Annotated in this window: 31 protein-coding genes; 10 read left to right on the top strand and 21 right to left on the bottom strand. The window is 34.4% G+C overall.

Translation table 11 applies throughout. The features are described from left to right. Positions 1 to 77: 77 nt before the first annotated feature. Entirely contained in the window at positions 78 to 1,229 is a 1,152-nt protein-coding gene (locus R2782_RS03350; RefSeq protein WP_371266661.1) for a lycopene cyclase family protein, read from the bottom strand. Positions 1,230 to 1,406: 177 nt separating this feature from the next. Next, entirely contained in the window at positions 1,407 to 2,120 is a 714-nt protein-coding gene (recO, locus tag R2782_RS03345) for a DNA repair protein RecO (RefSeq protein WP_371266660.1), read from the bottom strand. Between the two features lie 63 nt (positions 2,121 to 2,183). Between recO and R2782_RS03340 the strand changes: the two genes are divergently transcribed. Further along, the gene (locus R2782_RS03340; RefSeq protein ID WP_371266659.1) at positions 2,184 to 2,345 is read left to right on the top strand and encodes a hypothetical protein; all 162 of its coding nucleotides are present in this window, start codon (positions 2,184 to 2,186) and stop codon (positions 2,343 to 2,345) included. 11 nt (positions 2,346 to 2,356) lie between these two features. On the opposite strand, the gene R2782_RS03335 is transcribed toward R2782_RS03340, so the two are convergent. Then, positions 2,357 to 4,336 (bottom strand): DUF2075 domain-containing protein, encoded by a 1,980-nt coding sequence (locus R2782_RS03335; RefSeq protein WP_371266658.1) that lies wholly within the window; start codon positions 4,334 to 4,336, stop codon positions 2,357 to 2,359. Then, on the bottom strand, positions 4,329 to 4,535 hold the full coding sequence (locus R2782_RS03330) for a helix-turn-helix domain-containing protein (protein ID WP_371266657.1): 207 nt from the start codon (positions 4,533 to 4,535) through the stop codon (positions 4,329 to 4,331). Before R2782_RS03330 ends, R2782_RS03335 begins: the two co-directional genes overlap by 8 nt. Before the next feature lie 90 nt (positions 4,536 to 4,625). Between R2782_RS03330 and R2782_RS03325 the strand changes: the two genes are divergently transcribed. Beyond that, a complete protein-coding gene (locus tag R2782_RS03325; protein ID WP_371266656.1) occupies positions 4,626 to 5,084 on the top strand; it encodes a hypothetical protein in 459 nt (152 codons plus the stop codon). 1 nt (position 5,085) lies between these two features. Next, complete coding sequence (locus tag R2782_RS03320; RefSeq protein WP_371266655.1) at positions 5,086 to 5,352, top strand: hypothetical protein; 267 nt, start codon at positions 5,086 to 5,088, stop codon at positions 5,350 to 5,352. Positions 5,353 to 5,939: 587 nt separating this feature from the next. Here the strand turns inward: R2782_RS03320 and R2782_RS03315 are convergent. The 6 genes from R2782_RS03315 to R2782_RS03290 are packed head-to-tail and all read right to left on the bottom strand — an operon-like array spanning position 5,940 to position 8,596. Continuing rightward, a complete protein-coding gene (locus R2782_RS03315) occupies positions 5,940 to 6,389 on the bottom strand; it encodes an SRPBCC domain-containing protein (RefSeq protein WP_371266654.1) in 450 nt (149 codons plus the stop codon). A gap of 51 nt (positions 6,390 to 6,440) precedes the next feature. Next, complete coding sequence (locus tag R2782_RS03310; RefSeq protein ID WP_371266653.1) at positions 6,441 to 6,863, bottom strand: SRPBCC family protein; 423 nt, start codon at positions 6,861 to 6,863, stop codon at positions 6,441 to 6,443. Between the two features lie 47 nt (positions 6,864 to 6,910). Further along, a complete protein-coding gene (locus R2782_RS03305; protein ID WP_371266652.1) occupies positions 6,911 to 7,306 on the bottom strand; it encodes a DUF1801 domain-containing protein in 396 nt (131 codons plus the stop codon). A gap of 30 nt (positions 7,307 to 7,336) precedes the next feature. Continuing rightward, entirely contained in the window at positions 7,337 to 7,777 is a 441-nt protein-coding gene (locus R2782_RS03300) for an SRPBCC domain-containing protein (protein ID WP_371266651.1), read from the bottom strand. Positions 7,778 to 7,824: 47 nt separating this feature from the next. Next, positions 7,825 to 8,196 (bottom strand): MauE/DoxX family redox-associated membrane protein, encoded by a 372-nt coding sequence (locus R2782_RS03295; protein WP_371266650.1) that lies wholly within the window; start codon positions 8,194 to 8,196, stop codon positions 7,825 to 7,827. Between the two features lie 10 nt (positions 8,197 to 8,206). Beyond that, positions 8,207 to 8,596, bottom strand: coding sequence for a VOC family protein (locus R2782_RS03290; protein ID WP_371266649.1), 390 nt, complete (start codon positions 8,594 to 8,596; stop codon positions 8,207 to 8,209). Positions 8,597 to 8,784: 188 nt separating this feature from the next. On the opposite strand from R2782_RS03290, the gene R2782_RS03285 reads away from it, so the two are divergent. After that, positions 8,785 to 10,122: an ammonium transporter gene (locus tag R2782_RS03285; protein ID WP_371266648.1), complete on the top strand. Its 1,338-nt coding sequence runs from the start codon at positions 8,785 to 8,787 to the stop codon at positions 10,120 to 10,122. 11 nt (positions 10,123 to 10,133) lie between these two features. Here R2782_RS03285 and R2782_RS03280 read toward each other — a convergent pair whose 3' ends face one another. Further along, a complete protein-coding gene (locus R2782_RS03280) occupies positions 10,134 to 10,868 on the bottom strand; it encodes a lysophospholipid acyltransferase family protein (RefSeq protein ID WP_371266647.1) in 735 nt (244 codons plus the stop codon). Between the two features lie 141 nt (positions 10,869 to 11,009). Here R2782_RS03280 and trpS point away from each other — a divergent pair, with 141 nt between their 5' ends. Next, positions 11,010 to 11,981, top strand: a complete 972-nt coding sequence (trpS, locus tag R2782_RS03275; RefSeq protein ID WP_371266646.1) for a tryptophan--tRNA ligase — start codon at positions 11,010 to 11,012, stop codon at positions 11,979 to 11,981. 1 nt (position 11,982) lies between these two features. Then, entirely contained in the window at positions 11,983 to 12,414 is a 432-nt protein-coding gene (locus R2782_RS03270) for a hypothetical protein (protein ID WP_371266645.1), read from the top strand. Here the strand turns inward: R2782_RS03270 and dprA are convergent, their stop codons facing one another. Beyond that, positions 12,415 to 13,518 carry a DNA-processing protein DprA gene (dprA, locus tag R2782_RS03265; RefSeq protein ID WP_371266644.1) on the bottom strand — a complete coding sequence of 368 codons (1,104 nt, stop codon included), beginning with the start codon at positions 13,516 to 13,518 and terminating at the stop codon, positions 12,415 to 12,417. It abuts the gene before it with no gap. Positions 13,519 to 13,731: 213 nt separating this feature from the next. Here dprA and R2782_RS03260 point away from each other — a divergent pair, with 213 nt between their 5' ends. Both R2782_RS03260 and R2782_RS03255 read left to right on the top strand, forming a co-directional pair. Beyond that, the gene (locus R2782_RS03260; RefSeq protein ID WP_371266643.1) at positions 13,732 to 14,688 is read left to right on the top strand and encodes an SPOR domain-containing protein; all 957 of its coding nucleotides are present in this window, start codon (positions 13,732 to 13,734) and stop codon (positions 14,686 to 14,688) included. A gap of 110 nt (positions 14,689 to 14,798) precedes the next feature. Continuing rightward, positions 14,799 to 15,308, top strand: a complete 510-nt coding sequence (locus tag R2782_RS03255) for an acyl-CoA thioesterase (protein ID WP_371266642.1) — start codon at positions 14,799 to 14,801, stop codon at positions 15,306 to 15,308. Positions 15,309 to 15,345: 37 nt separating this feature from the next. Here R2782_RS03255 and R2782_RS03250 read toward each other — a convergent pair whose 3' ends face one another. The 8 genes from R2782_RS03250 to R2782_RS03215 form a co-directional block, all read right to left on the bottom strand. Then, on the bottom strand, positions 15,346 to 16,584 hold the full coding sequence (locus R2782_RS03250) for a murein hydrolase activator EnvC (RefSeq protein ID WP_371266641.1): 1,239 nt from the start codon (positions 16,582 to 16,584) through the stop codon (positions 15,346 to 15,348). Between the two features lie 10 nt (positions 16,585 to 16,594). Then, positions 16,595 to 17,368 carry a DUF4292 domain-containing protein gene (locus tag R2782_RS03245; protein WP_371266640.1) on the bottom strand — a complete coding sequence of 258 codons (774 nt, stop codon included), beginning with the start codon at positions 17,366 to 17,368 and terminating at the stop codon, positions 16,595 to 16,597. Then, complete coding sequence (locus R2782_RS03240) at positions 17,368 to 18,717, bottom strand: tetratricopeptide repeat protein (RefSeq protein WP_371266639.1); 1,350 nt, start codon at positions 18,715 to 18,717, stop codon at positions 17,368 to 17,370. Before R2782_RS03240 ends, R2782_RS03245 begins: the two co-directional genes overlap by 1 nt. Before the next feature lie 77 nt (positions 18,718 to 18,794). Then, positions 18,795 to 19,805: a sugar phosphate nucleotidyltransferase gene (locus R2782_RS03235; RefSeq protein WP_371266638.1), complete on the bottom strand. Its 1,011-nt coding sequence runs from the start codon at positions 19,803 to 19,805 to the stop codon at positions 18,795 to 18,797. 58 nt (positions 19,806 to 19,863) lie between these two features. After that, entirely contained in the window at positions 19,864 to 20,226 is a 363-nt protein-coding gene (locus R2782_RS03230) for a four helix bundle protein (protein WP_371266637.1), read from the bottom strand. A gap of 67 nt (positions 20,227 to 20,293) precedes the next feature. Next, on the bottom strand, positions 20,294 to 20,728 hold the full coding sequence (gene dut / locus R2782_RS03225; protein WP_371266636.1) for a dUTP diphosphatase: 435 nt from the start codon (positions 20,726 to 20,728) through the stop codon (positions 20,294 to 20,296). Then, the gene (locus R2782_RS03220) at positions 20,729 to 22,183 is read right to left on the bottom strand and encodes a lipopolysaccharide biosynthesis protein (RefSeq protein WP_371266943.1); all 1,455 of its coding nucleotides are present in this window, start codon (positions 22,181 to 22,183) and stop codon (positions 20,729 to 20,731) included. Positions 22,184 to 22,222: 39 nt separating this feature from the next. After that, the gene (locus tag R2782_RS03215) at positions 22,223 to 22,642 is read right to left on the bottom strand and encodes a hypothetical protein (protein WP_371266635.1); all 420 of its coding nucleotides are present in this window, start codon (positions 22,640 to 22,642) and stop codon (positions 22,223 to 22,225) included. 121 nt (positions 22,643 to 22,763) lie between these two features. On the opposite strand from R2782_RS03215, the gene R2782_RS03210 reads away from it, so the two are divergent. Next, a complete protein-coding gene (locus R2782_RS03210) occupies positions 22,764 to 22,982 on the top strand; it encodes a hypothetical protein (RefSeq protein ID WP_371266634.1) in 219 nt (72 codons plus the stop codon). Further along, positions 22,983 to 23,291: a type II toxin-antitoxin system RelE/ParE family toxin gene (locus R2782_RS03205; protein WP_371266633.1), complete on the top strand. Its 309-nt coding sequence runs from the start codon at positions 22,983 to 22,985 to the stop codon at positions 23,289 to 23,291. It abuts the gene before it with no gap. Here the strand turns inward: R2782_RS03205 and R2782_RS03200 are convergent. After that, a complete protein-coding gene (locus R2782_RS03200) occupies positions 23,288 to 23,722 on the bottom strand; it encodes a GNAT family N-acetyltransferase (protein ID WP_371266632.1) in 435 nt (144 codons plus the stop codon). The genes R2782_RS03205 and R2782_RS03200 overlap by 4 nt on opposite strands. Between the last annotated feature and the right edge of the window lie 49 nt (positions 23,723 to 23,771).

Genomic DNA, 23,771 nt, shown 5'->3' with positions numbered 1-23,771 from the left:
AAGATTTAACGTTTATTACAGTTGTCGGTTGTCAGTTATCCGTTATCAGTCAACCGTTTACAGACAACGGACAACGGTTATACTAACTTCCACAAAGATCGAAAAGTAGCCTTAATAAAAAGCCATTTGGGTAACGTTAACATCACTTTTAAATCAGAGAAAAAAGTGCCTTCTTCATTTAAAAATTTGAAAATTGTTTGAATGGAATTTTTTTGAAAAAGCGTTCCAAAAAGTTGTGCTCCCAGTTCATTGTTTTGATGTAAAACCTCCAACAAAATTAAATCGTAAAACCAGTAACGATTCTTTTGATGAAATTGGGTTAGGTTTTGATTGGTTTTTAAGAATTCTATTAATTTTTCAGACTGCTTTTTGCTGTTGAAAAAAGTAAAACCGGTACTCGCTTTTGTCCAACCACCGGCCGTTCCTATAAATAAAATGCGTTCTGAATTTTGTTTGCGAAATGGAAAACAAGTCATCGGAATATTTCCGTTTTCTTTTTCTACAATTTCATAATCGTTAATGCCTAAATTTTGAAGATAGTTTTGAATGGCTTTTTCATAAACTGATTTTTCTAATAACTCTTCCGAAAACAAGGTATATTCAAACAACGCTTCGGTTTTGGAAGTAGGCAAAACATACATAAAACGCGTGTTACCCTCTTGTTCAATCCTAAAATCCATAAACTTTACTTCCGAATCATCAAAAATTTCTGTTTTCGTTTTAATAAACCAACCAATAAAATGTTGTTTTAAGTACGGATACTTTTTTTGATTGAGAAGAGGATCCACATTGAAAAAACTATTCAATAAAAAACGACCGGAATAAGATTGATTTTTCCCTTGTACTTCAACCGAATCTTCAATCGTTTTCCAACTCAATATTTCATCTGTAATTATTGTAAAATTAGATTTGGATGAAATAGTATCGAATACCAATTTATAAAAATCACTACTTCGAATCATTTTATACAAATACGGTTGCATAACAAACGATTGCTGAAAATCATGATTTCCTATAAATGCTTTTTCCCAAGTTTTAGTTAGGATGGAATCAAATTCACCATTGGGTACTTCCCAAAAACACCACGTTCGGTCGTTTTGGTTTTTAATTTCTTTGTCGATAATCAATATCGATTTATCATCAAACCAGGTATCATTCATCATTCGATAAGCAGTGAGCAAACCCGATAATCCGGAACCCAGGATGATGTAATCGTATTGTTTTGACACAGAGAAGTTATATTAATTTCACAAAGTTAGGAAATGTATTTTAGTTTAATACATAGAATAAATTCAACTGGTATCGTTCAATCCGCAACAATCCGTATCCCAATAAAACGAAGCGTCTTTGTGCCCTTTTCGACCTTCTCAGCGGTAAAAAAACTCAGAGCCTCAGCACCTTAGCACTTAAGAAAACACCTCCCCCAACACCTCCAACGACTTCGGCCGCCTAAACCCATCCAAATGAAACGCATAATAATCCATCAACACCTTCAACAGCAGTTGCCGTTCTGCCGATACAAAACATTTCGTGTCACCGGTTAGTTTTAAAGAAAGCAATTTTTTAAACAACACCGTTTCGTGTTCAGAGAGGCAACTTACGGCATGATAGTGCGTAAACATTCCTTCGGTTAATTCAAAAAAAGGAGCCTCTTGTTGCGAAACATCCGGATAAAACCCTAAAAAGCGGGTCATGCCCAGCAGTAAAATTAAGTGAAAATTGGCCACTTCTTCGTGGTTGTCTAACCAAAGCAACGCCGTTTCCAGGTAATCAAAAAAGGCTTCATTTTTTTCCTCTTCCTGGATGCAATGGTGGAGCACTTCCGAGAGAAACAACACGATAGAACTTTTCACCACGTTAGTAGGCAAGCTCACATACGGTTGAGCGATACGCACTTCCTTAAAATACTCCAATTTTCCTTGGTTTTTATGCGTCGCCACAATGTCCAATAAAGTAAGCGGTTGAAAATAACCCATCTTCTGTTGACTCTTTCGGGCCGAAAACGCGTTGGGCACAAAGTAACTCTTCACCCCATCGGAGCGGGTAAAGCACTTTACAATCAGGGATTTCTCCTGGTACTTTAACGCCGAAATCACGAGGGCTTTGGTTTTGACTTGCATGAGGTAAAGGTAAACTTTCTAACGTATTTCAACAAGCTCTACTTTCTTGCTCACCAATGAAAAATGATGAAGGTAAATGAACGGATAGGTTTGATGCTTTTTTCATACACTATCCATACTTTATCTATGCTTGAGGTATGGAGTATGATAACATCAATTATTCCAAAATGGAATAGCGAATTCTTATTCAGAATATTGTATTATGGAATTGTTCCTTATTTATAAGAACTTATAAACTAAATTTCTTCAATACCAATTGTTTTGAAAAAATTAAATGTTCCATCATAAATATATTCAGGTCTTGTAAAGTCTTCGTTATTCCCTTTAGGAATATAAATAATCATTCCTTGTCTTGCTCTAGTCAACAAAACTCGATATGAATTTATTAAATAATTGGTTATTTCAACACTGTTAATACTTTGCCATTTTGTCCCCTTAAACTTCCTATAATTCCATTTATTATTGTGATAAAATAAATCCCCATCCCAAGCAACACATGTCCAATCTAACTCTAAACCTTGTATATCAAATTCAGTAGCAACTTCTTCAAGAAAATAAGATGAACGAATGTCGTCTTTATCGTTTAAAAACCAAATAGGTGCATCAATTTTTGCTTTAACGTTTAATCCAAATGGTCTTAATCTGATTCCGCCAGATGAAGCTACAATTCCTGTTCTTTCCGAACCTTTTGAACTTGTGTTTAGCCATTTTCTGGCAGTCTCTAAATCTCTGGTAAGTTTAATCGGATAATTTTTCTTGATAAATTCTAAATAAATTAACTTAGCCTTTTCAATATCATTGTTAATAATTTCTTGAATAAAATTTGATAATTGAGCACTTCTAAAAGATCTTAAAGAAACAGACAAATGTAATTCATCTTTTTTAACTGCTTTTCTATCTTGAAGAATCGAAAGAGCAAACATATCTTTTATGTAATTTTTATCTTCTACAATTTTTGAAGAATAATAAATATCCCAATCCGAGAAATTTTCTGAAAATGGTCTAATCCATTCCTCCAAACCAGCCTCGCCAGTATTTATCTCTTGACCGCCGCCAATTAAACAAACAATTGTGCACCAGTCTTTATGTCTATCCATAACTTCAATCAAAAACTCGGGCTCAGATTTATTAAATTCTGAATTTCCTTTATTTCTTTTCATAAAGCTAGATGCTTGTTCTTTAGTCCAAGCTCGTTGTGCTTCATCAAAAATTGTAACTTTTTCAATTGGAGCTTTCTCATCTTTTATAGACGCATCTCTAAAATGATGAATATTTTGAATGAATGCTTTAACTTGAGAATGTGCAGCAGATTTAGTTATTTTTTCACCATTTTCTATTGAAGTGAAATATTTATCTCTTGCTAATGCTTCTCTTAAAACATCTACTAAAGGTCCATTTCCAGATAAAAAAACAGCATGTTCTTCCTCTAAATGGTTCAATCTAGAATTTGCTATGTTTAATCCTGCTAATGTTTTACCAGCACCCGGAACTCCAGTAATAAAACAAATTGACTTCTTGTTATTTGCTTTAGAATAATCAATTATTTCAGAGATACAATTTGAAGTTACTGATAGATTTTCTGCTCCCGAATCACTTCTAGAAATTTCGGCAACATTATGTTTTTTATATAAAGCCGTTGCTGCTTCTACAATTGTTGGTGTTGGTTTGTAAATTGAATTTTCCCAAACATCGACAATGATTTTTTCAGAATATAAAAACAAATTCAAAGTTTGTCTTAAAACATTTTTCAAATCATTTTGATTGGTTAAAATAGGACTATAAAGATTATCAATAATTATATTTTGGGCATTTAAAGTCTCATTAGAATTCTCAGAAATTAAAATTGGAATTATGATTTTATTATGACTTCCTTCGTGAAAATTATTTAAATCTAATCCATAATCAAGAACCTGTTCTCTTGCATATTTATCATAGCTATCAGAGCCAATTTTAAATTCTAAAACAAAAATACACCCATCAATAATTAAAATATTATCAACTTTTTTTCCCATTCTAGGAATAGTAAATTCGAAATAAACTTGTCCATTAAACCCTGCTAAAGTTCCTTTTAATATTTTTATTTGTTTTTTCCAAGCATTTGATTGTTGAATAGAAAGCTTATTTAAATCATAATTGCCTGAAATTTTTCCATAGATGGAATCATCACTTTCAATTAAAAAATTTTCGATTGTATTTGAGTAATATGCTCTATTCATCAAACAAATCTTTTATTTTAACTTCTAAGGCTTTTGCTAACTTTTCTACAACTTCTATTGAAACATTTCTTTCCCCCTTTTCAATAGTTGGAAGATATGTACGATCAATATCAGCCATGTTAGCTAACTTTTCTTGAGAAAGTTTTTTAGCCTTTCTCAATTCTTTAATTTTTATACCAAACTTTTGTTTTATATCCATAGTTAACAAAAGTTTAAAAATGTAGACTATAAAACAACGGAGTATAGTCCGGTTTTTTTATCTTTGAAAATAATTTAAAGTTGAGGTTAAATGGGTTATTGTGTAGAAATAATTTTTGGTCAATCTGAAAAAAAGAAATTTCTTAATGGAGAAAAATTAACCAATTATGAAAAAATTATCAATTTGAAAAAATATGAATTTGAAACTTTTGAAGAAAGGAACGCCTTTTACAAAGGAATTAATGAAACTGTAGGTTGGTTAGAATTTCATGTTATAAAAGAGTTTGAAATAAATCTAAAGTCAAAAGAAGAACCTGAATTTGATTATTGGAGTTTTATTGAAAAATATTATCCCAATTATTATCATTGTGATAGTGTTTTATTAAGTGACATATACACTAGGATATTAGATGGCGAATCTTATGATGAAGATGATAAAAAATATGCTAACCGCAATATTAGAAATGAATTGTTAGAAATAGATAAGGAATTATTATCAAAAGCTTTTGAAAACTTTTTTAATTCTATATATCCTGATAAAGAAAAATAACATGACCCACCTCCAAAAAATCCACCACCTCCAAAAATTCCTTAACCAAACCCATCATTCCTATTATAATGATTTCACAGCTGATATTCATCTTTATTTCAATGATGATTTTACCGAAGCCAACCCACAATTTGCCTTTTTACATGAGCTAAACAGTCCTGAAGCCATTGAACAAAAAATAGCATTTCTACTCTCTCAATTTGTCCTAAAATTCGATGCCGAGCAAGAAACAGAAAATGATTTTATTCACTACTACATTGGGAGCTAATTTCTTCCCGATTTCATCTCAATTCTAGGGGGTTGTGGTACCCTTTTTCACTAATTCTCCCTAAAACCAGTCGTTTTCTGCTCAACCCAACCGCTCAGCAAAGTTTGCCTCTCTTGTAAAAGAGCGTAAATGCTACCTAATCGCCCGTCAATAAAGGAGCGTAGTGGCTTTTGTTGTGATTGCTGTTTGCTTCGGGTTTCCTTCGGGTTTTGTTCGATATTGGTTCGGGGTTGTGGTACCCATTGTTGATGGCGTATTTTCAAAAAAAGGGGTGTTTCAGAACCAAAGGGCACTTTATCTGCCGTTACACTCAAAAAAGAGGCTAACCACCCCAAACTTTCACCAAAATTGTTATCTTTGTTTCAGGCAGGTAAACCATTCTTTTTCGCTGTTTTTTCCCTTTTTTTTACAAGTTGTAATAGTACTGGTATAGTATAGATATAGTACTAGTATAGTAGTAGTATAACATACTAAAGCCTGATCAAAGCCTGATCAAAGCCGAGTCAAAGCCATGTGAAAGTTATACCCCATTCATGTAATGGCAATAGGCAATGCCTTTTAACCTTTTAAACCCTTAAACTTCTACACTAAACTTCACACAAATCCTTGAGAATCTCCAACGCTTTTGGCCAAGTACCATCAAAATAGTCGGCATAATCTTCTTTCGTATCCATTTCAACAGACACGGTTGTGATACCATTGTTTTCAGCAAAAGAATAATTTTCTAAGGCATCACCCCATCCTTCTACTGCAGGACCATCAAGGATTTCTTTGTCTCCATCGAGTATCCCTAAATGCTGAATAGAAATAAATTGATTCGGAATGTTTTCGGCAATACGCGAAACCATGCCGCCTTTTTTCCCGTTTTCATCCGTTCCGATGAAGTAGATTTTATCGCCTTTGTTCCAACTTCCTTCAAAATCAGAAGTAGGGTTAAATGCTGCCGTCCACTGTTTGTAGGTAGCTTTTGCAATCATGGTAGCAAACACTTTTGCTGCCGGAGCTTTAATTTCTGTTGAATAGTGTAGTTTTTTCATGTTGATTTATTTAAGGTGCTGAGGTAATGAGGAGTGTGAAGTTGCGTTTAGTTAACTGTTATTTCGCTCCACATAACTTTTGAAATTATTCAATATCGCTTGCCAACCTGCCTTTTGCATCTCCACCGGGTTTTGGTTTTCTGCAGCAAAAATGGTAGTAACGTTGGTTGTGGTACCTGCTTGTTCAAATACTGTGGTTACTTTTCGCCCGTCTTCCAAGGAATAAACCAATTTTTCATTTGGAATGACCTCTTCGTAAATTGCTCTAAAATCGAAACCAAAACTACCATCTTTGGCTTCCATTCGTGAAAAATAGGTTCCACCCACAACCGGATTGTTTTCTGCTTTTGGACAATGCCAATCATCGCTGGCAAAATTCCAATGGACGATGTGTTTTGCATTGGTATAATGATCCCAAACAATTTCCGGTGATTGATTTACCGTAGCTTCAATAGTAATTTGTATTGCTTTCATAGTAGTATTCATTCTAAGTCTCTCAACCCTTTTAAACCTTTAAACCCTTAAACAATCTTCAACCGTTCCAAAACCCCTTTCCTCTTCACAATATTCTTATAATCCCACTGAATGGTTTCTGATTTTTGAAGCCAGCGTTGCACATCCTCCGCATTAATTTCTGAAACTGAATTGTAGAAAATCGAAGCATCTTTAAACTTCTGACCGCGAACAGCCAATTGTTCTTCGTCAAAGTCGGCCCCGCTCCAAAACATCAACCGGATACCTGCTTTTTGTTTGCTGAAACCTACAATCGGGTTTCCGTCAATAAACCACACGGGATGAGCATGCCAGATTTTACTTTCTGTAAACGACAAATGAGTATCAATTAAGTCTGAGAGTAGTTGTCCAATAGCTTGGTCGGTTTCGGAGAGGTTTGCGATGTAGTGTTGGATAGATTCCATGTTCAATTGTTCGATTGTTTGATTGTTCGATTATTGGATTTTTAGAAAGTCGAAAGCTCCTTTTCTGAGGTTGATGTTATATTCTGAAAACGCTTTCAAACAGGCTAAAAAATTTGCCCAGCCTTCGGTGTTTCCGCCAAACCATTTGATGCCTTTTTCAGTGTTTTCTTTACCGTCTTCGGTTACGTGAACTAAAGTACTTTTATCGGCTTGCTCCGTCAATTGAATGGTTACAATCGTTTCGGGATCCCAAACAAAGGCTATTTTACTATTCGGTATAACTTCGGTAACGGTTAATGGGCATTTTTCTTCAAATTCAGGGAATGTCCAAATGAGTTCTGCATCTTGTTCTATTCTTCCCGTGCTGGTTCCAATAAAATATTGGTTCATTTTGTCGGGATTAACTATGTTTTCGAAAACCGTTTCAATGGGTTTTTGAATTTGAATTTTAGTTTGGATAATTAGTTTCATATTTTTTGGTTGTCGGTTCGAAGTTCGTAGCCTATTACTAATAACCATTAACCAACTAAGTCTTTTATTTTCTCTTTATTTTCGTATAATACCCAAAGATTGATTAGAAAAAATACTCCGGCAATTGCTAATCCTTCCGGCATATAAACGGCATTGTGAAGCATGATTCCCACCATCACCGGAAAAATCATTATAGCTCCCAACAAACGTGTTTTGGGAAAAATGAACAATAATCCGGCAAGAATTTCCACAGCTCCTACAAGCGGCATTAACCAATTGATGGATATAAAGGATTCAAAAACTTTCATCATTTCCGGTTCCAACGGTGGAACGGGCATGTAGTGCAAAAATTTGTCTAAACCGGCATTGATGAACATCAATCCGAATAATGTGAACAATACTAATTTTACTATTTTCATATCTATTTGTTTATTGCATAGAATATAATCCGAACGTGTTGTTTTCTGTATCAAGACAAATGCTGATAAAACCGTGTTCCCCTATTGACATTTTAGGACAATGTACTTTACCTCCGGCATTTTCTACGCGGCTTTCTTCTACACTACAATCTTCGCAAGGAAAATAAACAATGGTGGAAGTGTTTCCGGGATTATTGGTTCGGGCTTCTTTCATTTGCACCAAAGCACCACTTACACCTTGGTTTTCCGACGAAGAAAAACAAGACATTTTAAAATCTTCGCTTCCGTCCGGAGAAGGCATATCATGGAATTTTGTTCCTAAAACGGTTGCATAAAATTGCTTGGCTCGCTCCATGTTATCCACATAAATTTCAAACCAACAGATTACATTTGTATTCATTTGTTTATTTATTTTATGGGTTGAAATTCAAATGTAGCAAAAAATAATAACGTTTATAAAAAATAAATTAAGCGACTAAAAAGCAAAATATACCATAATTTTTATACACAACCCCTATTTTTTGTATGGTAATGTGTAAGTAAAAAAATAATTTATATTTTTACACCCTAAATAAAATAGGGTTAATTATGAAAATAGAAAAACGTTGGGTAATTTCTTTTGTCTTAATCAGTATCGCTGCCATTAGTGGATTATTTTGGGAAAGCACTCCTGCAACAGAATCAGTCCTATTTAATTCAGCCGATACAATTGTTACAGCCGATGTGGCTTGGCTACTCACTTCCTCTTGTTTGGTTTTATTGATGACACCCGGTCTTTCGTTTTTTTATGGCGGTATGGTAGGTAAAAAGAATGTAATTTCTACTATGTTGCAAAGTTTTATTTGTTTAGGAGTGGTTTCGCTGCTTTGGGTAGTGGTAGGCTTTAGTTTGGCTTTTGGTGATTCAATTGGCTTTATGGTTAACGGAACCCATTATGGCCTCATTGGAAATCCGTTTCAATTTGTGTTTATGGATCAAGTAGGAGTGTTACCACATGCTAAAATGGCTTCTACGATTCCATTTATCCTTTTTGCTTTGTTTCAAATGAAATTTGCTGTAATTACACCGGCCATTATTACCGGTTCGTTTGCAGAACGCGTTCGGTTTATTTCCTATTTATTATTTATTTGTTTATTCACCTTATTTATTTATACCCCACTGTGCCACATGGTTTGGCATCCCAATGGTTTATTAGGTAGTTACTTTGGCGTAAAAGATTTTGCCGGCGGAACAGTGGTACACATGAGTGCCGGTTTTGCTGCCTTAGCCGGTGTTTTGGTTTTAGGTAAACGCAAAAACAGCGAACATATTCCTACCAATATTCCGTTTGTATTGCTGGGTACGGGAATGCTTTGGTTTGGTTGGTTTGGGTTCAATGCCGGTTCTGCTTTAGCTGCTAATGCCACTGCGGCGATGGCTTTTGCTACCACAACGGTAGCCTCAGCTTCGGCTATGCTCACATGGATATTTTTCGACCGGTTAAACGGTAGAAAAGTTTCTGCGATGGGAGCTTGTATTGGTGCGGTGGTTGGTTTGGTTGCCATTACGCCTGCCGCAGGATTTGTAACTATTCCGCAAAGCATCTTTTTTGGCTTTATAGCCGCCATTGTTTCCAACAAAATGCTGTATTGGAAAAAATTAAAATCCATCGATGACACCTTAGATGTTTTTGCCTGTCACGGCGTAGGCGGAATTATGGGGATGATTTTAACCGCGATTTTTGCCCAAGGCGAAAATGCTAGTTTATTGCACGGTGGTTGGGGCGTTTTTAGTCACCACATGATTGCGTTGGTGTTAGTGGCGGTATTTACCTTCTTTGGTTCGATGTTGCTTTATAAAGTCACCAATTTTATTATTCCACTTCGTGTTTCGGAAGAATCGGAACAAATTGGATTGGATGTGTCTCAGCATGATGAACAATTTTAATTCCAAGGAAATTATTGTTTCGTTAATTCTTTGTAAATCACATCCCATGCTTTGTCGCGGATGGCTTTTTTATCATCTGCCGTAAAGCCGGCCGTGGGGATAAATTCATGCACTTTAGCTCGCATGATACCTGGACTTCCACTGAAAAAAGTGTAAGAAAACCTTTTTTTGTTGTCATAAAACGTCATAGGAACAATGGGTATTTGGTGTTCAATCGCCAACCGGAACGCACCATCTTTAAAGTCGGCTAACACGATTGACTCATCATCAGGCACTAATCCTTCCGGAAAAATACAGATGCTTAAGCCTTGATTTAATCGTTTTTGAGCTCTATCATACACCGCTAACCTGCTTTTTGGACTGTCGCGGTCCACTAAAATACAGGTTCGTTTATAGAAAAACCCGAATAACGGAATTTTAGCCAATTCTTTCTTTCCCACAAAAACAAACGGATTCTTTGCGATAATCAACATCAACATAATATCGGTCATAGACGTGTGATTGGCAATTAGCATATAACTATCTCCTTTTTTAAAACGTTGTTCACGAACAATTCTGGGATAAAATCCCATCGCAAACAAAATTCCTCTTGCCCACAGTTGAGCCAAACGAAAGAAAAAGGGATACCATTCTTCTTTCAAAATAGAAACAAGTAAGAAAGGAAAAAGCAGGATAATGAGAGAGGCAAGAACAACGTAAAACCAAATTCTCCAAAGCAACCATAAAAGAAGTTGAACTATTTTCATAAAGCCAAATGTAAGCAAACCTAAACTATTTTTGAAAGCATAAAATTAAGTTTATCACTTTTGTAACTGTATTTAAACGAAAATAAGTTGCGGTATTTTTCAAAAACTTTCCGAAATTTGCCTTTTTACAACCCATTCATTATGCCAAAAATATTAACCGGAATACAAGCCACCGGAACACCCCATTTAGGAAATTTATTAGGAGCCATTTTACCGGCTATAGAAATGGCCGGCAAGCCGGAAAACGAATCGTTTTTGTTTATTGCCGATTTGCATTCCATCACACAAATTAAAGACGGAGAAAGTCTTCGTCAAAACACCTACAGCGTGGCTGCAACGTGGTTGGCATGCGGTTTAGACATTTCTAAAGTAATTTTTTACCGCCAAAGCGATGTGCCGCAAACAGCAGAGTTGTCTTGGTATTTAAGTTGCTTTTTTCCTTTTCAACGGTTGACATTGGCTCATTCGTTCAAAGACAAGGCTGACCGATTAGAGGATGTTAATGCAGGTCTTTTTTCGTATCCGATGTTGATGGCGGCCGATATTTTGTTGTATGATGCCGAAGTGGTTCCGGTAGGAAAAGACCAATTGCAGCATTTAGAAATCACCCGTGATGTCGCTTCACGGTTTAACCATCAAATGGGTGAAACCTTGGTACTTCCTGAAGCAAAAATCCAGGAAGAAACGATGTATGTTCCCGGAACTGACGGACATAAAATGAGTAAATCCAGAGGCAATATCATCAATATCTTTTTGGACGACAAAGCGTTACGCAAACAAATTATGTCTATTGAAACCGACAGTAAACCGTTGGAAGAACCCAAAGATCCGGAAACGTGCAAGGTTTTTGCTATTTATAAATTAGTTGCTTCTTCGGAAGAAATTAAACAAATGACAGCCAATTATTTGGGTGGAAATTATGGCTATGGTCATGCTAAACAAGCTTTGTATGAATTGGTTTTAGAGCGGTTTAAAACAGAAAGAGAAAAATATAACTATTATATGGCTAATTTAACCGAAGTGGACAAGGCATTAGCCGAAGGAGCATCAAAAGCCGGAAAAGTAGCCGATGGTGTTTTGAAACGTGTCCGAAACAAATTAGGATTTTTGTAATATGAAAAAGTATATCACGGTTGTTGTTCTTTTGTTTTTTGTTTTCGGTTTTAGTCAGCAACAAGAACCCGTTTATATTCTTTTTAACCAGAACGAAACAGCAACCTGTCAATTTCCGGTGAAGCGAGAGGAGCCAATAAAGAAAATCAAACTGAGTTATTCGCAAAAAAGACATCGCAAAATCAACATCACCCGTTTTATTTTATGCCGAAATATTTTTGTGTTTGAATTTAAGAAAAACAGTTTTGAAACGGTTGATGGTTCAGCAGTCGCTGGTTATAAAATGATTACGTTAGACGAAATGATTTCCCGCGAGGAAGAGGAAAAATTTAGAAAAGATATCAATCAACTTTTCCCAAAAATATATATAATAGAAGCCATTGAAAACGGTCAATATGCTAAATATGAAGTGGTTTGGGAAAAATTACAGTAATTAAATAGCTTCAAATAATTTTCCGGGAAGCGGGCGAACGACACCTTTTAATTCCATATTTAATAAAATTCCGGATAGTTTATAGATGGGAAAATCACATTCTAAAGCGATAATATCCATGAGTTCTTTGCCTTTTTTCAAGAGATAATCATAGACTTTTTGTTCTTCTTCCTCCAACGAAACAAACAATTTTTTTTGAACGGATTGGGTTGGTTTTGAATTCAACTCCCAATTCAAAATATAAATTAAATCAGCTGCCGAAGTAAGTAAATGAGCCCGTTGGGTTTTGATTAAATTATTGCACCCTGAACTGTATTTATCGGTGGTTCGTCCGGGAACGGCAAATACTTCTCTGCTGTAGTCATTGGCAAGTGAAGCCGTGATTAACGAGCCTCCTTTTTCTGCACTTTCAATAACAATGGTTGCTTCCGAAATACCCGCTACAATTCGATTTCGTCTAACAAAGTTTTCTTTGTCCGGATTTGAGGAACTCCAAAACTCAGTTAAAAACCCCCCATTTTGCTCCATTTTTGCAATGTATTTATGATGTGTTTTGGGGTAAATTTGATTTAGCCCGTGTGCCAACACACCGATGGTTTGCAGGTTATTTTCCATGGCAGCCTGATGAGCAACAATATCTACTCCATAAGCAAAACCGCTCACAATAATTGGGTTTAATGGGGATAAATCTTCAATGAGTTTTCTACAAAAGTCTATTCCATAACTCGTGATTTGTCTTGTACCGACTATGCTTACAATACGGTGTTTTTTTAAATCGATGTTTCCGGAAGAAAACAAAATTGTAGGCCCGTCAACGCAATGTTTAAGCCGTTCAGGATACTCGTTATCTAAAAAGGAAGCATAAGTGATTCCTTGCTGTTTGATAAATTTTATCTCCTCCTCTGCCAACTTAAAAACAGAAGAATTTGCTAAATTTCTTAGTAGAAATTGACCGATACCATCAATCGTTTTTAATTTACTCTTTTTTGATTGAAAAACCTTTTCTGCAGAACCGCAGTGGTTGATGAGTTTTTTGGCAACAATGTCACCGACTCCTTCTACTTGAAGTAACGCAAGCGTATAATATAATTCAGATTCTGTCATGGCGTATAATTGAACCTCAAAGAAACATCTTTTTTTGATTTTCTAAAAGGAATTGACAAAAAAACACAATTTTAAAGTTTTTTTGAGGTTTTGAAAAGGGAGAGAGAATTCTAATTCAATGAAAGGGAAATAGTTATCAAATTGCTTTAAATTGTTAATAAATTTTGAACATAAAATTTTGTTTCGGCTGTTGAATATTTTTTCTTTGTCATCATGAGAATAGAGCATTACATATCCCAACTATTGTATCGTTACCAATGTGTTACAGTACCGGGTTTTGGTGCTTTTTTAACTGAAAATCAACCGGCAAGCCTTTCTTTAGAGACGAATACTTTTTATCCTCCAAAAAAAGTAATTTCTTTTAATTTTCATTTAAAAAACAATGATGGACTTTTGGCGAAACACGTGGCTATTTCAGAGCAAATAGACTATGAAAAAGCCATAGCAATGATTGAAGAGCAAGTGACATTGTGGAAATATACCATTCAAAAAAGCGAATCGATAACGCTGAAAAATGTAGGTAAGCTTTTTTTAAATTCAGAGAGTAGTTTAGTTTTTCAGCCGGCTGACAGTTTAAATTATTCTACGCATTCTTTCGGTTTAACCTCTTTTGTTTCACCGCAAATCAAACGAGAGACCTTTAAAAAAGAAGTAGAACAATTAGAAGAAAGAGCTCCAATCCAATTTACACCTGAAAAAAGAAGCAAATCGAATGTATGGTTAAAATATGCAGCTGTTTTTACCTTTGGTTTTGGTCTGATTGGTTATTTTGGCAACCAATGGTATACGAAGAAAATTGCTACAGAAACCTTACTTGTTGAAAAAAATGTTCAACAAAAAGTTCAAGATAAGATTCAGCAAGCTACTTTTTTTATCGAAAGCCCAATTCCTTTTGTTTCAATGAATGTTGAAGAAAAAGAAGATGAGACTTCTTTTCATTATCATCTTGTAGCAGGAGCTTATAAAGAAGAAAGTAATGCAGAAAGAGCATTGCAATCACTGAAAGAGTTAGGTTACAACGCTAAAAAAATTACTCCTAATAAATATGGTTTGCACCCTGTGTTGTATGGTAGTTATGCTACAGCTAAAGAAGCACAAGAGGCATTACAATCAATTAAACAATCGCACAACAAAGAAGCTTGGATGCTTGTTTTATCGTTAGAACAATAAACCCTTTGCCCATACAATCTTGATTAAAGCTTCACTTATGGGGCTTTTTTTATTCGGTATAACTCCATAAGATTCAATGTTGTTTTTCTACCTTTGCAAAAAAATTCAATATGCAAGTAAAATACCCTTCTGATTCTACTACCACCTTAACAGATGTTGTTTTACCGGGCGAAACCAATCCGTTAAATAATCTTTTTGGTGGAGAATTACTCGCTAGAATGGACAGAGCAGCCAGTATTTCTGCTCGTAGACACTCGAGAAGAATTTGTGTAACCGCTTCGGTGAATCATGTTGCGTTTAACAAAGCAATTCCTCTGGGAAGTGTAGTTACTGTAGAATCAAAAGTTTCCAGAGCTTTTAACACCTCTATGGAAATTTATATAGATGTTTGGATTGAAGATCGGGAATCGGGAAACAAAACTAAAGCTAATGAGGCGATTTATACGTTTGTGGCAGTAGATGAAACCGGTAATCCCGTATCTGTTCCACAAATTGAACCGCAGACGGAATTAGAAAAACAACGATTTGATGCCGCTTTACGAAGAAAGCAATTGAGTTTAGTTTTAGCCGGAAAAATGAAACCCAATGACGCTACGGAACTAAGAGCATTGTTTATTTAAATCAAAAAGCCTGAACATTTTATTTCAGGCTTTTTGATTACATATTGTAGAGCCAACTTTGGGGATTTAAAAACGAGTCATTTTGAAGTACTGAGAACTTTATTGCTGTTTTTCCTGTTGATTCATTTGTTCTGATTCGACCGATAGGTTGCTTAATGGTAACTTTATCACCTTTACTTACAGATACAGAACTTAAGTTTTGATATACCGTAATAAAATCACCATGCTTGATATAAACGGCTTTATTTATAGGCGTTAAAACTTGAATTAACATTACTTCACCGGCAAAAACGGCTCTGGCAGAAGAACCAGATTCGGTAGTAATTTCTACGCCACTGCTGTGAATAATTAAACTTGGTTGTATAGGATGAGGTTGATTTCCAAACTTTACAGAAACAAAACCTTTTTCTACAGGCCAAGGGAGTTTTCCTTTGTTGGCTTTAAAATTATCTGACTCTATTTTGCCTTCAGCGGTTAATACAATTTTTGAAGATGAAGTTCCTGTTGATGTAGTTTTTGTACCTCCTTTTTTGGCTGTTTTTTTATTTTCTGCAGCAATAGCATCTCGGATTGCTTTTTGAATTTTCTTGTCAATATCTTTTGCTTCTTGTTGCTTTTTTTTGATGTCAGCAATAATTTTCTTTTGATCTTTTTTAATTGATTTTACCAATTTTTCTTGTTCTTGTTTTTCCTGAACAAGGACTAATTTTTCCTTTTCTTGCTCCTGAATAATTTTTTCTTTTTCGGATTTAAGAGCGGTTAGTTTTACATTGTATCCTTCTAGTTCCGTAGTTTTTACTTTAATCTCATCGCCTTGGTTTTTTCTGTAACCGGCATATTGTTTCATGTATTGTACCCGTTTGTAAGCCTGTGTAAAATCTTTAGACGATAAAAGAAACATTGCTCTACTGCGTTCAGAACGACTTTTGTATGATTTAACAATCATGTTGGCATAATCTTCTTTGAGGGCTTCTAATTCACGTTTTAACTTGTTTATTTTTAATTGGTTGGTGTAAATATCATCATTTAATAACTTGGCTTGTTTTTCATTAGTTTGAATGAGCTTTTCGCGTAATTCAATTTTTGCCTTTTGTTGTTGAATGACATTAACGATGGACTTCTCTTTTTTCCTGTTCTCTTGAAGTATTCGTTCGTTTACTCTAATCTCTTCCAATAACTGTTCCTTGCGTTTTTCTAGTTTCTTTTGTGCATCTGATTGAGCCCAAAGGAAAGAACTAGAGAGAATAACGATGAATGTCAATACAGTCTTTATCATATTGGGAGTTTTAATTTTCTATAAAAATTTGTTCATAACCACTTGGAACACTGTAAGGGAAAGATAATTGTTCGTTAAATGTAACAGAATTATATTCCAGCGAAATCGTGTTTTTTTCATTTTCTTGAAAAGCTTCAATTAGAATAGTTAAAGGCAAAATGGCTTCACTGTATTCTTTGTGGTTAGGATAATATACGTTTAACTTTCTGTTTTTAGTTATTTGTTCAATTTCTTGTCGTTTGATTAAAAAATTGGACGCCTCAAAATAATATGATTTCACGTTTTGTTTATCATTGATGTCTTTGAGTTTGTATAATTTATTTTCAATAGTGTTTACATATTTTCCTTTTCGCAAATCATCCATTGCTTGACCAATAAGCATGTTTTGCACTTTATAAAAATCTAAATCAGTTCCGAGCCAATTGCTTAAAGTGGAATAATCGCCTTCAAAAAATTTTCCGCCATTTTTTTCATAATATTTTACTTCGGTGGGTGTAATTAAACCTTTTGCCATGGTTATTCCCAAAAAACGAATGCTTACTAAAATCAGTTCATTTTTTTTAATTCTGATTTCCGCCGAAAAACTCAACGACTGATTTTTGTCCTTGTATTTTGCATTTGCCCGAATGTAAGCCGTTGAAAAATCTTTCTTAACATCATAATGATTTTCAATGATTTTTTGTGTGGCCAAATCAGCAGAAGCATTTGCTTCGACTAATCCTTTTTTGGCTTTACATCCAACCAATGTAAAAACAAGTACTAAGGCCAACACAGACTTTTTCATTATTTAATTTCTTTTAAAAGCTTGTCGGCTTTGATAAAATAATTTTCCTTTTTCTTCGTATCGTTCAATCCATGGTATGCTTCACCTAATTGAATATAAAAATTAGCCTCTAACGATTTATTATCGACAATATAATCTATACCGGATTCTAATAGATCTTTTGCTTTTTTAAAGTTCTTAAGTTGATTATTTGCCAAACCGGCGTAATAATAGAAATCAGGTTGTAATGGATATAGTTCAACTTTTTCTTCGGCTTGCTTGGCTAAAATCTCAAATTGATTATTTTGTGCATAGGCATTGAAAAGTAACAGTACATTTTCTATATCGTCCGGATTGGATTTGGCAAATAATTCATAGTATTTTACTGCATTGGACCAATCCGTTTTTTGTTCGTAAAATTTACCTACTTCTTTGGCAACTTTTACTTCTCTATCGTCTCTAAAATAGGCAATAGCCTTTTCTAAATCTGTAGAAAAAGAAGGGTTATCTTTGGTGAAAATTAAAAATTCATTAAAGACACGGTGTTTAATCTTTTGATCAATTTTTGGACTTTTCAAAATTTTATGCATTGCTGAAGCAGCATTTTCCCCGTTATTCTTATCGATATTAAATTTAAATAAACTGACTTGAGCCCAATCGGAATCAGGAATTTCTTTTTCTAATTTTTTGGCTATTTCCAACGCTTTGTCTTCCTGATTATTCTCAGAATATAAGTAAATCAAAGCCACATAATTATCTTCTGTTTTAGGATTACTTTTAATGGCTTCCAAAAGCTTTTCTGTTTTCTGACCTTGGTAGCGAGTGGTTGACATGATTTGATTTCGGAATTGTTCTCTAATTTCCGTTTTCCCAACTGTTTCTGTCAATTCATCAATTAACTTTAGGGCTTCATCATATTGTTGTGTAAACATATACAATGGAACCAAATCTTCTTTGTATTCTTTTTTGAATTCAATCAGTTTTTTCATGATGACAATCGCATTCGAATAATCTCTTGTGGCGTAATAAGCATCATATAAACCTACCCAATACCAACGGTTATTTGGCTCTAATTGTGTTGCTTTTTCAAAACTGTCGTAGGCGTTTTTGTAATCTTTTTGATAAAGGAAGTTTTTACCCAATTCAAAATGTACTACCGGATTATTGGGCTCTAAAGTCAAGCATTTTTGAAGAGCATTAATTGCTTTGTCATAATTTTCAATTCCTTTTTCACGAAGTGATGCATAAAAAGCCTCTTGAAATTCGCTTGTTTCCAACTCAATATCTTCCGGTTCTTCTTGAGAGAATCCGATGATGGATTGGAAAAGAATTCCAAGAAAGATTACATAATATAATTTGTTCTTTATCATTTTACCTCACCCTAACCCCTCTCCATCCCCCTTCGGACGAGACAAGAAGGAGAGGGGAGCGAGCATTATGTTTAATTTTATTCTAAAACGGAATAATCTCCAATACTAATACTTGTAAATTTTCCATCAAACGAGGCGTGATTTCCAATCATAGCATTATCTAAATTGGCATTTTTTATGTGTGCATGGGTTTGAACCAAACTGTTTTTGATGGTTGAATCAATCACATGACATCCTTTTCCAAGCGATACATTAGGTCCAACGGTTGCATTAATCAAAATTACATCTTCACCAATATAACAAGGCGGAATAATGGTTGCGTTTTCTAATTTAATATCATCTGCAACTAATTGTTCTCCATCAAGGTGTAAAAAACCCAACATTCTTGTGTTGGTTTCAACAGTTACGTCTTTATTTCCGCAGTCCATCCATTCGTCTACTTTACCCGGTACAAATTTCATGCCTTTGGCCATCATTTGTTTAATTCCGTCATTAATTTGGTACTCGCCACCGTGAATGATATTGTTATCTAAAACGGATTGTAACTCATTTTTAAGAACGGCAACATCTTTGAAATAGTATATTCCAATGACTGCTAAATCGGATACAAATTCTTTCGGTTTCTCTACTAATTCGATGATTTCACCATTGACATTCAAATTAACTACACCAAAAGCTTCCGGTTGATCGACTTGTTTCACCCAAATTACACTATCGGCGGATGTATCCAAATCAAAATCGGCACGAATTAACGTATCAGCATAAGCAATTACTGCCGGTCCGCTCAACGAATCTTTGGCACACATGATGGCATGACCGGTTCCAAGAGCTTCGTTTTGGTAGTAAATAGTACCCTTTGCACCTAATTTTTGAGCAATAGCAATTAATTCCTCTTCTACTTTTTTACCAAAACTTTCGTGGATGATAAAGGCAACTTCATCTATCGGTTGGTTTAAAACTCCCGCAATATCTTCAACTAACCGATGAACGATTGGTTTTCCTGCTACAGGAATTAAGGGTTTTGGCACTGTTAAGGTGTGAGGTCTTAATCGAGAGCCGCGTCCGGCCATGGGTACAATTATTTTCATGTAAAAGTTCGTTTTTCGTTATTCAAAATTCATTATTCAAAATTATGAATTATGCTGATTATAATTTATTCTTTTTAGTGGTTTCTATGCTTTTGACAAAAATAGATACTAATTCGTTGTTTTCATTTATCACTTTTAAAATTTGGCTTTCATCCGAAGCAAAAAGGTTAGCTCTATGAATAATTTTAAGACTTGTTAGAGATTCTCTAAGCTCCTTCAAAACAATAGCCATTTTGTGTATGAAATCATTTTTTGATTCTGCACTTTGAGCTTCACTGTAATTCAATGCTGGTGAAGTTCCTGAACGAATAAGTTGACTTGTTAAATGATTTCCTGCTTTTGTATTTTTAACAGAATCGGTTGTAAAGATTAGTTGTACGGCAAAATCAATTAATCTTTCATTTAAATCAAATTTTTTCATGGCGTTTAAGTTATTAATGTTAATGTTTAGAATTTTGAATGATGAATAACGAATACTGAATGCAGAATTACTTCACTCCCGTACTACCAAAACCTCCTTCGCCTCTTGATGTTTCAGATAATTCCTCAACTTCAATCCATTCGGCTCGTTCGTGTTTGGCAATGATTAACTGAGCGATTCGTTCACCGTTTTCGATGACAAAATCTTCACGGGATAAATTTACTAAAATAACCCCGATTTCGCCACGATAATCGGCATCAACTGTACCGGGTGAATTTAAAACGGTAATTCCCTTTTTGGCGGCCAATCCACTACGCGGGCGAACTTGTGCTTCGTAACCCATTGGTAGTTCAATAAACAAACCAGTCTTCACAATAGTTCGTTCTAATGATTTTAAGGTAATTGGTTCGGATAAATTGGCTCGTAAATCCATTCCGGCTGAGGCAATTGTTTCATAGTTTGGTAATGGATGCTGCGATTTATTGATGATTTTGATTTGCATTTAACTTGACTTTTTTAAAATTCCTAAAAGTGTGTTTTTCTCATTTCGGTAAACAAAATAAATAAAAACAACTAACAATCCGATTCCGACAAAGTAATTTTCTCTGAATCCATAAAAATAAACAAACGAAAACAAAACGGAAAGTCCTAGATAACCTCCAATTTTATTTTTATCATACGGAATGGGATAATAACGATTTCCCAGCGAATAAGAAATGGCCATCATACTACCGTACGCTGCAATGGTTGCAATGGCAGAACCAATATAACTGAATTTTTCAATTAACAAAAAGTTGATTGTTAAAGTAACAATTGCTCCAACAATTGAAATGTATGCTCCCATTTTGGTTCGGTCCGTCAACTTATACCAAACGGAAAGATTCGTATAAATTCCTAAAAAGAAATTCGCTAAAACAATCAATGGAACAACTTTCATAGCTGACCAATATGTTTCATTCGGAATTAAAAACAGTTTTAAAATATCTGAGAATACGATAACCGACAACGAAATTAACGACCCAAAAATTACAAAATATTTGGTGATATCGGCATAGGTTTGTGGAGCATTTTCGTTATTCGCATAGCTAAAGAAAAACGGCTCAATTCCCAATGAATAAGCGGTTCTGAACAGTACCATAAACAAGCCGATTTTGTAACAAGCGGAATAAGCACCAATTTCAGATTTGCTGATGTTAAAGATTTCGAGCAAAATTTTATCAAAATGCTCGTTGATGGCAAACGCTAATCCGGCAATTAAAATCGGGAAACCATAACGAAGCATTTTTTTCCAGAGTTGCGTATCAAAATGCCATTGAATATGGAAATAATTGGGCGAAAGAACAATTAACGTTAATAAACTTGCAATAATATTCGCAACAAAAATATAACCGATTTGAAAGTTTTCTACATATAAACTGGCCAAAAAACTATCCGGATTGGCTGCCGCAATTTTAGGCAAATACAGTAAAAAGAAAACATTCAAACCTAGGTTGATGGCGACATTTCCAATTTTAATAATGGCATAAACGATCGAACGTTGATAAGCTCTAAGTTTGGAAAACGGAATGATAACCAATGCGTCCAAGACCAAAATCCAAATGGTGTAGGTGATGTATTCCACATCAATTCCGGAAAAATTGGCTAACGTATTTCGAAATAAAAGTGAACCAATTAAGAAGACAATTGTTGTCCAAAATATGGAAATTGTTGCTGTTCCGATGACCGCACGTTTGTCGTCATAATTGTTATAAAAACGGAAAAAAGAAGTTTCCATTCCGTAGGCTAATAGCACATTAAATAAGACCAACCACGAAAAAATAATGGAAACTTCTCCATATTCGCCGGGGTTCAGTATATCTGTATAAAGCGGAACCAACAAAAAACTAAGCATTCTGGGAAGCACGGTGGCTAACCCATAAATGGCGGTTTGTTTAAAAAGTGATTTGTAAAGTCCCAAAGTGGCTGTTGAATTTATTTTGCAATCAAGCAAAATTAACTATTTATTTGATTTTTCAGTCACGTTAGTGAATTTGAAGTGTTTTATTTTTCCGTTTTGGGTAAATTCTAAAACCGCTTCGTAGGAATTGATTTGAAAACGTTGTTTTTGAGGAATTGGTGGTTGATTTTCGTATTCATTTTCAGGATTTGCATCTAAAATTAAATCCGGTTTAATGAAAATGGCTTCTGCTTTTTGATTGGAAATCATTTTAATTTTTGCGGTTTGGTTTCTGAAATAGAGTTTTTCAAATTTGATATCTTTTGAAATGGATTGTTGAAATTCAATGACAAAATGGGTTTTATTTCCGTTTATTTGATAAAAACAATCAGAAATGGGCATGGGAAATTGGGTTTGAAATGTTTCGTTAGAAGCACAACCGAATAAAAATAGTAATTGTATGTAAAGCAATCTTTTCATTTTATAAAAATACAATTATCCTCTGAAATTTGTTTTAAAAATAAGAGAACATAATGTATTGTTGTTTCAAACTGAAAAACAAACAATTAAAAGTTTTTGTAAGTTTGTAAAAAATAAAGTTATGAATGTATCACTTGAAATAAAAAAAATTCAAAAAGAGTTAGAATTGATTCAAGATGAAAATCTAATTAACTCAATAAAATCGCTATTGGCTTTTGCTAAAAAGCAAAAAACGGCGGCTGTTTTAAGTCCATTTACTGTTGATGAATATAAAAAAAGGGCGGAACAGTCTGAGCAAGATATAAAATTGGGACGATTTATAGATGTTGACGATTTATAGATGAGAAAAGTTGTAATTACTCATTTTGCTCTATTTCAAATTAAATCTATTTATGATTATTATTGCATTTACGCCTCGGTAAAAATTGCAAAAAAGATTAAATTAGAAATAATAACTTCAATAAAAACACTTAAAAACAAAGAAGTTGAATGGCAAGAAGATGAGTTTTTAGGTTATCTTAATAAAAATCACAAACGATTGATTTGTGGCAATTACAAGATTATCTATTATTACAGCGTCGATGAAAATAGAGTTTATGTAACGGATGTTTTCGATTCTAGACAAGATCCGGTTAAAGAAAAAGGTTAGTTTTTCTCCTCCAAAAACTTCACAAAGTGAAACCCTTTCGGCACAAAACCGTGGTTAAAATAAAATTTATGAGCCGGGAAATTGTTCGTATACGCATCTAAAGCAACCACTTTACAACCTAAATCGATTGCTTTCTGATTCAAATATTCTGTCAATACTTTACCAACACCTTTGGAACGATGGTTGGGATGAACTATCACATTGTCTAATTCTAAATATTTTCCGCACCATAATTTGGTTCCTACCCAAAAACCTGAAAGTCCAACGGCTATTTCGTTTTCAAACGCAACTACTTGTTTGTAGTTGTTGGGTAACATTTCGTCTAACAAATCACTATAAATTTGTTCGGTAAATTCAGGATATAATTGTTGAATTAAAGGCAATTGTTGAAGCATTTCAGCCTTGGTTGTGCGTTCTTTTAGTTGAATCATTTTTATAGGTACAAAACTAGTTTGCCAAAGATAAAAAAGTCATTTATTT

The organism is Flavobacterium sp., from assembly GCF_041392085.1.
Classification (GTDB): domain Bacteria; phylum Bacteroidota; class Bacteroidia; order Flavobacteriales; family Flavobacteriaceae; genus Flavobacterium.
The sequence above is the reverse complement of the archived record's forward strand: the minus strand, read 5'-3'. Positions and strand labels throughout refer to the sequence as shown.

Excerpts from the sequence above, each read along its gene's own strand:
- recO (WP_371266660.1), bottom strand. The coding sequence starts at position 2,120 with ATGCAAGTCAAAACCAAAGCCCTCGTGATTTCGGCGTTAAAGTACCAG.
- R2782_RS03340 (WP_371266659.1), top strand. The coding sequence starts at position 2,184 with ATGATGAAGGTAAATGAACGGATAGGTTTGATGCTTTTTTCATACACT.
- R2782_RS03335 (WP_371266658.1), bottom strand. The coding sequence starts at position 4,336 with ATGAATAGAGCATATTACTCAAATACAATCGAAAATTTTTTAATTGAA.
- R2782_RS03330 (WP_371266657.1), bottom strand. The coding sequence starts at position 4,535 with ATGGATATAAAACAAAAGTTTGGTATAAAAATTAAAGAATTGAGAAAG.
- R2782_RS03325 (WP_371266656.1), top strand. The coding sequence starts at position 4,626 with ATGGGTTATTGTGTAGAAATAATTTTTGGTCAATCTGAAAAAAAGAAA.
- R2782_RS03320 (WP_371266655.1), top strand. The coding sequence starts at position 5,086 with ATGACCCACCTCCAAAAAATCCACCACCTCCAAAAATTCCTTAACCAA.
- R2782_RS03315 (WP_371266654.1), bottom strand. The coding sequence starts at position 6,389 with ATGAAAAAACTACACTATTCAACAGAAATTAAAGCTCCGGCAGCAAAA.
- R2782_RS03310 (WP_371266653.1), bottom strand. The coding sequence starts at position 6,863 with ATGAAAGCAATACAAATTACTATTGAAGCTACGGTAAATCAATCACCG.
- R2782_RS03305 (WP_371266652.1), bottom strand. The coding sequence starts at position 7,306 with ATGGAATCTATCCAACACTACATCGCAAACCTCTCCGAAACCGACCAA.
- R2782_RS03300 (WP_371266651.1), bottom strand. The coding sequence starts at position 7,777 with ATGAAACTAATTATCCAAACTAAAATTCAAATTCAAAAACCCATTGAA.
- R2782_RS03295 (WP_371266650.1), bottom strand. The coding sequence starts at position 8,196 with ATGAAAATAGTAAAATTAGTATTGTTCACATTATTCGGATTGATGTTC.
- R2782_RS03290 (WP_371266649.1), bottom strand. The coding sequence starts at position 8,596 with ATGAATACAAATGTAATCTGTTGGTTTGAAATTTATGTGGATAACATG.
- R2782_RS03285 (WP_371266648.1), top strand. The coding sequence starts at position 8,785 with ATGAAAATAGAAAAACGTTGGGTAATTTCTTTTGTCTTAATCAGTATC.
- R2782_RS03280 (WP_371266647.1), bottom strand. The coding sequence starts at position 10,868 with ATGAAAATAGTTCAACTTCTTTTATGGTTGCTTTGGAGAATTTGGTTT.
- trpS (WP_371266646.1), top strand. The coding sequence starts at position 11,010 with ATGCCAAAAATATTAACCGGAATACAAGCCACCGGAACACCCCATTTA.
- R2782_RS03270 (WP_371266645.1), top strand. The coding sequence starts at position 11,983 with ATGAAAAAGTATATCACGGTTGTTGTTCTTTTGTTTTTTGTTTTCGGT.
- dprA (WP_371266644.1), bottom strand. The coding sequence starts at position 13,518 with ATGACAGAATCTGAATTATATTATACGCTTGCGTTACTTCAAGTAGAA.
- R2782_RS03260 (WP_371266643.1), top strand. The coding sequence starts at position 13,732 with ATGAGAATAGAGCATTACATATCCCAACTATTGTATCGTTACCAATGT.
- R2782_RS03255 (WP_371266642.1), top strand. The coding sequence starts at position 14,799 with ATGCAAGTAAAATACCCTTCTGATTCTACTACCACCTTAACAGATGTT.
- R2782_RS03250 (WP_371266641.1), bottom strand. The coding sequence starts at position 16,584 with ATGATAAAGACTGTATTGACATTCATCGTTATTCTCTCTAGTTCTTTC.
- R2782_RS03245 (WP_371266640.1), bottom strand. The coding sequence starts at position 17,368 with ATGAAAAAGTCTGTGTTGGCCTTAGTACTTGTTTTTACATTGGTTGGA.
- R2782_RS03240 (WP_371266639.1), bottom strand. The coding sequence starts at position 18,717 with ATGATAAAGAACAAATTATATTATGTAATCTTTCTTGGAATTCTTTTC.
- R2782_RS03235 (WP_371266638.1), bottom strand. The coding sequence starts at position 19,805 with ATGAAAATAATTGTACCCATGGCCGGACGCGGCTCTCGATTAAGACCT.
- R2782_RS03230 (WP_371266637.1), bottom strand. The coding sequence starts at position 20,226 with ATGAAAAAATTTGATTTAAATGAAAGATTAATTGATTTTGCCGTACAA.
- dut (WP_371266636.1), bottom strand. The coding sequence starts at position 20,728 with ATGCAAATCAAAATCATCAATAAATCGCAGCATCCATTACCAAACTAT.
- R2782_RS03215 (WP_371266635.1), bottom strand. The coding sequence starts at position 22,642 with ATGAAAAGATTGCTTTACATACAATTACTATTTTTATTCGGTTGTGCT.
- R2782_RS03210 (WP_371266634.1), top strand. The coding sequence starts at position 22,764 with ATGAATGTATCACTTGAAATAAAAAAAATTCAAAAAGAGTTAGAATTG.
- R2782_RS03205 (WP_371266633.1), top strand. The coding sequence starts at position 22,983 with ATGAGAAAAGTTGTAATTACTCATTTTGCTCTATTTCAAATTAAATCT.
- R2782_RS03200 (WP_371266632.1), bottom strand. The coding sequence starts at position 23,722 with ATGATTCAACTAAAAGAACGCACAACCAAGGCTGAAATGCTTCAACAA.